The organism is Paenibacillus cineris (assembly GCF_018333335.1).
Taxonomy (GTDB): domain Bacteria; phylum Bacillota; class Bacilli; order Paenibacillales; family Paenibacillaceae; genus Paenibacillus_AQ; species Paenibacillus_AQ favisporus.
This window is the reverse complement of the sequence record NZ_BORU01000006.1, coordinates 128,621-134,898: the sequence shown is the minus strand read 5'-3', so window position 1 is coordinate 134,898 and position 6,278 is coordinate 128,621. Positions and strand designations below refer to the sequence as shown.

The window sequence follows — 6,278 nt, the reverse complement described above, 5'->3', positions numbered from 1 at the left end:
GAAGCCCCCCTCAAGATGAGATTTCCCAGTATGTAAGACCCCTTGTAGACGACGAGGTAGATAGGTTGGAGGTGGAAGTGCAGCAATGCATGGAGCTGACCAATACTAATCGGTCGAGGGCTTATCCTAAAAGCTTTCTGAAAGAAAGCTTGCTACGGAAGCATATGCTTATTAATTCGCAGATTCGTTTCGTATCTAGTTTTCAGGTGATCAAACACTTGAACGTTTGGTGGCGATAGCGGAGGGGTTCCACGCGTACCCATCCCGAACACGACCGTTAAGCCCTCCAGCGCCGATGGTACTTGGACCGAAGGGTCCTGGGAGAGTAGGACGTTGCCAAGCGGTATATTCCCTGATAGCTCAGTTGGTAGAGCACTCGACTGTTAATCGAGTTGTCACAGGTTCGAGTCCTGTTCGGGGAGCCATTTGCTCTCATAGCTCAGTAGGTAGAGTGCATCCATGGTAAGGATGAGGTCACCGGTTCGATCCCGGTTGAGAGCTCCATATTTTGTGGCCCGTTGGTCAAGGGGTTAAGACACCTCCCTTTCACGGAGGTAACATGGGTTCGAATCCCATACGGGTCACTTTCTTGTTTTGTTCCACATAAGGTTCGTCGGATATACTTTCGTTGGGACAAGCTTTGCTGCCTTTAAACGAAGGAAAGATCCGGACGGGTCATCGTGTGTTTTAATGGATACATAGTTTGCATGGAGGCTTAGCTCAGCTGGGAGAGCATCTGCCTTACAAGCAGAGGGTCGGGGGTTCGATCCCCTCAGCCTCCACCATTTATGATATGAAATACTTAAAATTGGGCAGACTATAGTTATTCGTAACTTTGGGGATTAGCCAAGCGGTAAGGCAACGGACTTTGACTCCGTCATGCATAGGTTCGAATCCTATATCCCCAGCCAGTGAGAGCCATTAGCTCAGTTGGTAGAGCACCTGACTTTTAATCAGGGTGTCGAAGGTTCGAGTCCTTCATGGCTCACCAGTTTTATTTACAGGTTTTGCGCGTGTGGCGGAATTGGCAGACGCACTAGACTTAGGATCTAGCGTCTTTGACGTGGGGGTTCAAGTCCCTCCACGCGCACCACTTTGTTTAATGCGGACGTGGCTCAGCGGTAGAGCATCGCCTTGCCAAGGCGAGGGTCGCGGGTTCGATTCCCGTCGTCCGCTCCATATGCGCCCTTAGCTCAGCTGGATAGAGCGTTTGACTACGAATCAAAAGGTCAGGAGTTCGAATCTCTTAGGGCGCGCCATTTAACTGTTTTACAATAGATATCGGGATGTAGCTCAGCTTGGTAGAGCACCTGGTTTGGGACCAGGGGGTCGCATGTTCGAATCGTGTCATCCCGATACGCATGCACAGCTTCGTGCAAGTCATGATTGTTTCAAGGCTTGCACGGAGATCTGCGGGTGTAGTTCAATGGTAGAACTTCAGCCTTCCAAGCTGATAGCGTGGGTTCGATTCCCATCACCCGCTCCATACATAAAACATAACGCCGAAAGGCGTTTTTTTGTTTAGAGCGGTTGTGTGGGAGAGAACCTACGCAGCGTGGGTACGACCGTCCGTACCGTCTTCAATGAAGGAACCCGCTCAGGACGCGCGTCAACATCTACCTCTGCGGCGGGCCGAAGGTCCGCTTATTTAATCGAGATGTTGAGTATTCCCATCACCCGCTCCATACATAAAACATAACGCCGAAAGGCGTTTTTTTATTTTGAGCGGTTGTGTGGGAGAGAACCTACGCAGCGTGGGTGCGACCGTCCGTGCAGCTTCAGTGAAGGAACCCGCTCAGGACGCGCGTCAACATCTACCTCTGTGGCGGGCCGAAGGCACGCTTATTTAATCGAGATGTTGAGTATTCCCATCACCCGCTCCATACATAAAACATAACGCCGAGAGGCGTTTTTTTGTTTGGAGCGGTTGTGTGGGAGAAAACCTACGCAGCGTGGGTACGACCGTCCGTGCTGGCTTCACTGAAGGAACCCGCTCAGGACGCACGTCAACATCTACCTCTGTGGCGGGCCGAAGGCACACGCTAATAAATTTTAGATGCCTTCAAAGGGCTGTTATGCACGATTACAAGGTTAGCTCTCTGAGGGGTTTACCTGATTGCCTCTATAACCGCCTTATTTGCTCCTCTAGCCCTTTTGATTGGAGGGTTAACATCACACAATTGCATTCTTAAAAATCTTTAATATACCTAGCTAAGGCAAGCTAAAAACAATCTAATATTTGGTATGCCCAAGATTCCTTAATATGTGTTCTATGTTGATCAATGAACTAGCAGTTATGTTAACAAGAGAGCATAGTTAAATCAGCTGCTGTAATGAAAAGGTCCAAAGAGATTTTCCGTTAAACTAACCTCATGTTAAATATTAACGAGATGATTTGTTTAATGAGTTAAGTTATGTGGTAAATAGTGGTTGAAGCATCTGGGGTATGCATAAATAAACTCAATGCGGTATTTTATTTAGAATGAAAACCGCTGTATTATTCACAACATCTGTTAAAACATATGTCAGGAATTAGGCATGACTGAATGAAAATACATATTTTACATCGTGTTTTTACGCGAAAATCTGCGCTTTATTTAATAAAAGTGCAGATTTTCGATGTGATTTATTGTATGATGTTAAGAAAGTATGAACAAAGAGAAAGCAATACAGACGGGATAGAGACGGGAGGAGTAGCATGACTGAACTTACGGTAACCGCGAACAAAAGCAATTCAAACAACTTGCTGCGGCGTGACGTGCGATTCTTGGGGAACATACTCGGGGAAGTGCTTGTCCATCAAGGGGGCAATGAACTCTTAGACATCGTTGAGAAGATCCGTGAAACAAGCAAATCTTTACGTTCTGTTTTTTTGCCTGAATTGTATGAAGAATTCAAAAAGATGGTTGAAACCCTTGAGCCGGATATTCGCCATCAGGTGATTCGCGCCTTTGCGATTTACTTCCAGCTTGTGAATATCGCTGAGCAAAATCATCGGATCCGCAGAAAACGGGACTATGAGCGCTCTGCTGGAGAAAGTGTTCAGCCCGATTCGATCGAGATGGCCATCAAGGAACTGAAAGAGCGGAACTTTACGGTCGAAGAAGTTCAGGACATTATTGAGAGCCTGTCCTTGGAACTGGTAATGACCGCCCATCCGACGGAAGCTATGCGCAGAGCGATTCTGGATATTCATAAACGGATTTCCGAAGATGTCATGCTGCTGGACAATCCGACTCTTACGTTCCGCGAGCGCGAACAGCTTCGGGAGAAGCTGCTGAACGAAGTCATTACGCTGTGGCAGACGGATGAGCTTAGAGCCCGTAAGCCTACGGTACTGGATGAGGTCCGGAACGGAATGTATTACTTCCATGAGACGCTGTTCCACGTTCTGCCTGACGTCTATCAGGAATTGGAACGCTGCTTGACCAAGTATTATCCGGGACACCTCTGGCACGTGCCTACGTACCTGAAATTCGGCTCATGGATCGGCGGCGACCGTGACGGTAACCCATCTGTGACGGCCGAGATCACTTCGCAGACGCTTCGTATGCAGCGCAAGCTGGCTATTCGGGAATATCAGCGTATTTTAGTTGAATATATGCAGTATTTGAGCTTCAGCACTTCCATAGTAGAAGTTTCCAAGGAACTTCAGGATTCCATTGAACGGGACCGTGCAAATGTAACCGTTACAAAAAGGGATATTTGGAACAATGCGAAGGAACCATACCGTATCAAACTGGTTTACATGATGGAGAAAATCGCGAACGTTCTGGACGACAGTAAAAAAGGAACAACCGAGTCCTACGCTTCGCCAGCGGAGTTTATTGAAGACCTGAGCATTATTGACCGCAGTCTTCGCTTCCATTTTGCGGACTATGTAGCAGATACTTATATCAAGAAGCTGATTCGCCAGGTGGAGCTGTTTGGCTTCCATACGGCGGCGCTGGATATCCGTCAGCACAGCCAGGAACATGAGAATGCGATGAAAGAGGTCCTGGAGAAGAGCAACATTACGCCGGACTATGCAGCGCTTTCCGAAGAGGAGAAGATTGAGCTGCTCACGAAGCTGCTGAGCGAACCGAGACCGATCTCGTCGGTATATCAGGACTACAGCCCAAGTACTAAAGAGTGCCTGGATGTATTCAGGGTAGTCAAGGAAGCACAGCAGGATTACGGTAAGGATTGCATTACCAGCTACCTGATCAGTATGGCTGAAGGAGCCAGTGACATTATGGAAGTCATGGTCTTCGCCAAAGAAGTCGGGCTGTTCCGGCAACTTCCGGACGGTACCGTAGAATGTACATTGCAGGCGGTTCCGTTGTTCGAGACCATAGAGGACCTGCACGCCGCTCCGGAAATTATGAGACGGCTTTTCAAACTGCCGATTTATCGTCAGAGCATTACGGCCCGGAACGACCTTCAGGAAATTATGCTGGGTTACTCCGACAGCAACAAGGACGGCGGCGCGGTTACAGCCAACTGGGAACTGCGGGTTGCTCTGAAAGAGCTGACGGCTGTCGCCAGCGAGTTCGGCATCAAGCTGAAATTTTTCCACGGACGCGGCGGATCGTTGGGTCGCGGCGGCATGCCGCTGAACCGCAGCATTCTGGCTCAGCCTGCTTCTACCATCGGCGGAGGCATCAAGATCACCGAGCAGGGTGAGGTCATTTCCTCGCGCTATTCGCTGAAGGGCATTGCTTACCGCAGTTTGGAACAGGCAACATCGGCGCTGGTGACGGCAGCAATCAACGCGCGTTCGCCGGAAGAGGATGACGTAAACGAAGCCCAATGGGATGAGATCGTGCGCGAGATGTCCGAGGTTTCCCGGAATAAGTACCAGGATCTGATCTTCCGTGATCCGGATTTCCTGGCATTCTTCAAGGAATCCACGCCGCTTCCTGAAGTCGGAGAGCTGAACATCGGTTCGCGTCCTTCAAAGCGGAAGAATACCGACCGTTTTGAAGATCTGCGCGCCATTCCGTGGGTGTTCTCGTGGACCCAAAGCCGCTACCTGCTTCCTGCATGGTACGCCGCGGGTACAGGCCTTCAGAGCTTCTATCAGAACAAGGAAGAGAATCTGAAGGTGATGCAGGAGATGTACGAAAAGTTCTCCTTCTTCACTTCATTGATCGATTCCCTTCAAATGGCGATCGCCAAGGCGGATATGGTCATTGCCAAGGAATACGCCGGCATGGCCCGCAACGATGAGGCACGCCGCCGTATCTTCGGACTGATTGAGGAAGAGTTCAAGCTGACGTCAGAGCTGATTTTGAAAATTACAGGACAAAAAGAAATTCTGGATAATGTGCCTGTCATTCAGGAATCGATCCGCCTCCGCAATCCTTATGTGGATCCGCTCAGCTATTTGCAGGTACAGCTGCTCAGCGAGCTCCGCGGACTGCGCGAACAGGATGAGGATAATGCAGAATTGCTGCGTGAGGTTCTGCTCACGATCAACGGCATTGCCTCGGGACTCCGGAACACAGGCTGATGATACGATTACTTCAATAAGCATCCCTGAAGCCAGAATAGGAAAGCTCAGTGCCTGAACCCCAGGTGCTGCGGCTTTCCTATTGTTCTGTTATACGGCTTGTCTTGCTTTTTAGAGAGACTTCATTTACGATTTGAATGGAAAAATAAATTGTTGTCGTACCCATCAGCAAGTCTGGGGGAATCTTGATGGAAAATATAGAAAACCGGCTGACAAAACTGGCTCTGAAAGGAGACCAGCGAGCGTTTGCCGAAATTGTGGAACTGTACAAGGACAAAATTTATCATTTGGCTTACAGGATGCTGAACAACCGCCACGAAGCGGAGGACGTCGTTCAGGAGACTTTTTTACGCGTATATAAAAATTTGGACAGGTATGACCAGAATCAGAAATTCTCCACATGGATTTACCGCATCGGAACCAATCTATGCATCGACCGGCTGAGGAAAAGGAAACCGACCTATTCCCTTGATGCTGAGATGAACGACCAGGAAGGTATGGACGGGTATTCGATGATTCCAAGCGATAACCGGACGCCTGAGAGCGAGACGCTGATCTCGGAGACGCAGCAGATCATTTACGAAGCGATCGAGAGCCTTCCGGCGAAGTATAAGTCGGTCATGGTCCTCCGGTATTTGCAGGATTTGTCCTTGCAGGAAATCAGCGATGTGCTGGGAATGCCCGTAACAACGATTAAAACGAGGGTGCACCGGGGTCGCGAATTTTTGCGCAAAAAATTAGAGCCCAAATTATAGAAAACGAGCTTCGGTTTTGAAACTTCTTC

The 6,278-nt window shown here is 49.0% G+C and carries 2 protein-coding genes, 11 tRNA genes and 2 rRNA genes; all 15 read left to right on the top strand.

Annotated features, from left to right (window positions below):
* A 23S ribosomal RNA gene (locus KI379_RS32590) occupies window positions 1–129 on the top strand; the annotation flags it as partial.
* Window positions 130–225: 96 nt separating this feature from the next.
* Window positions 226–342: ribosomal RNA gene (rrf, locus tag KI379_RS32585) — 5S ribosomal RNA — on the top strand.
* Between the two features lie 7 nt (window positions 343–349).
* Window positions 350–425: transfer RNA gene (locus KI379_RS32580), tRNA-Asn, on the top strand.
* Window positions 426–428: 3 nt separating this feature from the next.
* Window positions 429–504 (top strand) — tRNA-Thr (locus KI379_RS32575).
* A gap of 8 nt (window positions 505–512) precedes the next feature.
* Window positions 513–584 (top strand) — tRNA-Glu (locus KI379_RS32570).
* A 125-nt stretch (window positions 585–709) separates the two neighbouring features.
* Window positions 710–785: transfer RNA gene (locus tag KI379_RS32565), tRNA-Val, on the top strand.
* Between the two features lie 51 nt (window positions 786–836).
* Window positions 837–911: transfer RNA gene (locus KI379_RS32560), tRNA-Gln, on the top strand.
* 4 nt (window positions 912–915) lie between these two features.
* Window positions 916–991, top strand: a tRNA-Lys gene (locus KI379_RS32555).
* Window positions 992–1,009: 18 nt separating this feature from the next.
* A tRNA-Leu gene (locus KI379_RS32550) sits at window positions 1,010–1,093 on the top strand.
* A gap of 11 nt (window positions 1,094–1,104) precedes the next feature.
* Window positions 1,105–1,179, top strand: a tRNA-Gly gene (locus KI379_RS32545).
* Between the two features lie 3 nt (window positions 1,180–1,182).
* A tRNA-Arg gene (locus KI379_RS32540) sits at window positions 1,183–1,259 on the top strand.
* 23 nt (window positions 1,260–1,282) lie between these two features.
* Window positions 1,283–1,356 (top strand) — tRNA-Pro (locus KI379_RS32535).
* Between the two features lie 56 nt (window positions 1,357–1,412).
* A tRNA-Gly gene (locus tag KI379_RS32530) sits at window positions 1,413–1,486 on the top strand.
* Between the two features lie 1,212 nt (window positions 1,487–2,698).
* Window positions 2,699–5,494: a phosphoenolpyruvate carboxylase gene (ppc, locus tag KI379_RS32525; RefSeq protein WP_212986121.1), complete on the top strand. Its 2,796-nt coding sequence runs from the start codon at window positions 2,699–2,701 to the stop codon at window positions 5,492–5,494.
* A 188-nt stretch (window positions 5,495–5,682) separates the two neighbouring features.
* Window positions 5,683–6,249 (top strand): RNA polymerase sigma factor SigW, encoded by a 567-nt coding sequence (gene sigW, locus KI379_RS32520; protein ID WP_076176256.1) that lies wholly within the window; start codon window positions 5,683–5,685, stop codon window positions 6,247–6,249.
* The last annotated feature ends 29 nt before the right edge of the window (window positions 6,250–6,278 follow it).

Bases quoted from the DNA above. Each gene is read 5' to 3' on its own strand.
- sigW (WP_076176256.1), top strand. From the start codon at position 5,683: ATGGAAAATATAGAAAACCGGCTGACAAAACTGGCTCTGAAAGGAGAC.
- ppc (WP_212986121.1), top strand. From the start codon at position 2,699: ATGACTGAACTTACGGTAACCGCGAACAAAAGCAATTCAAACAACTTG.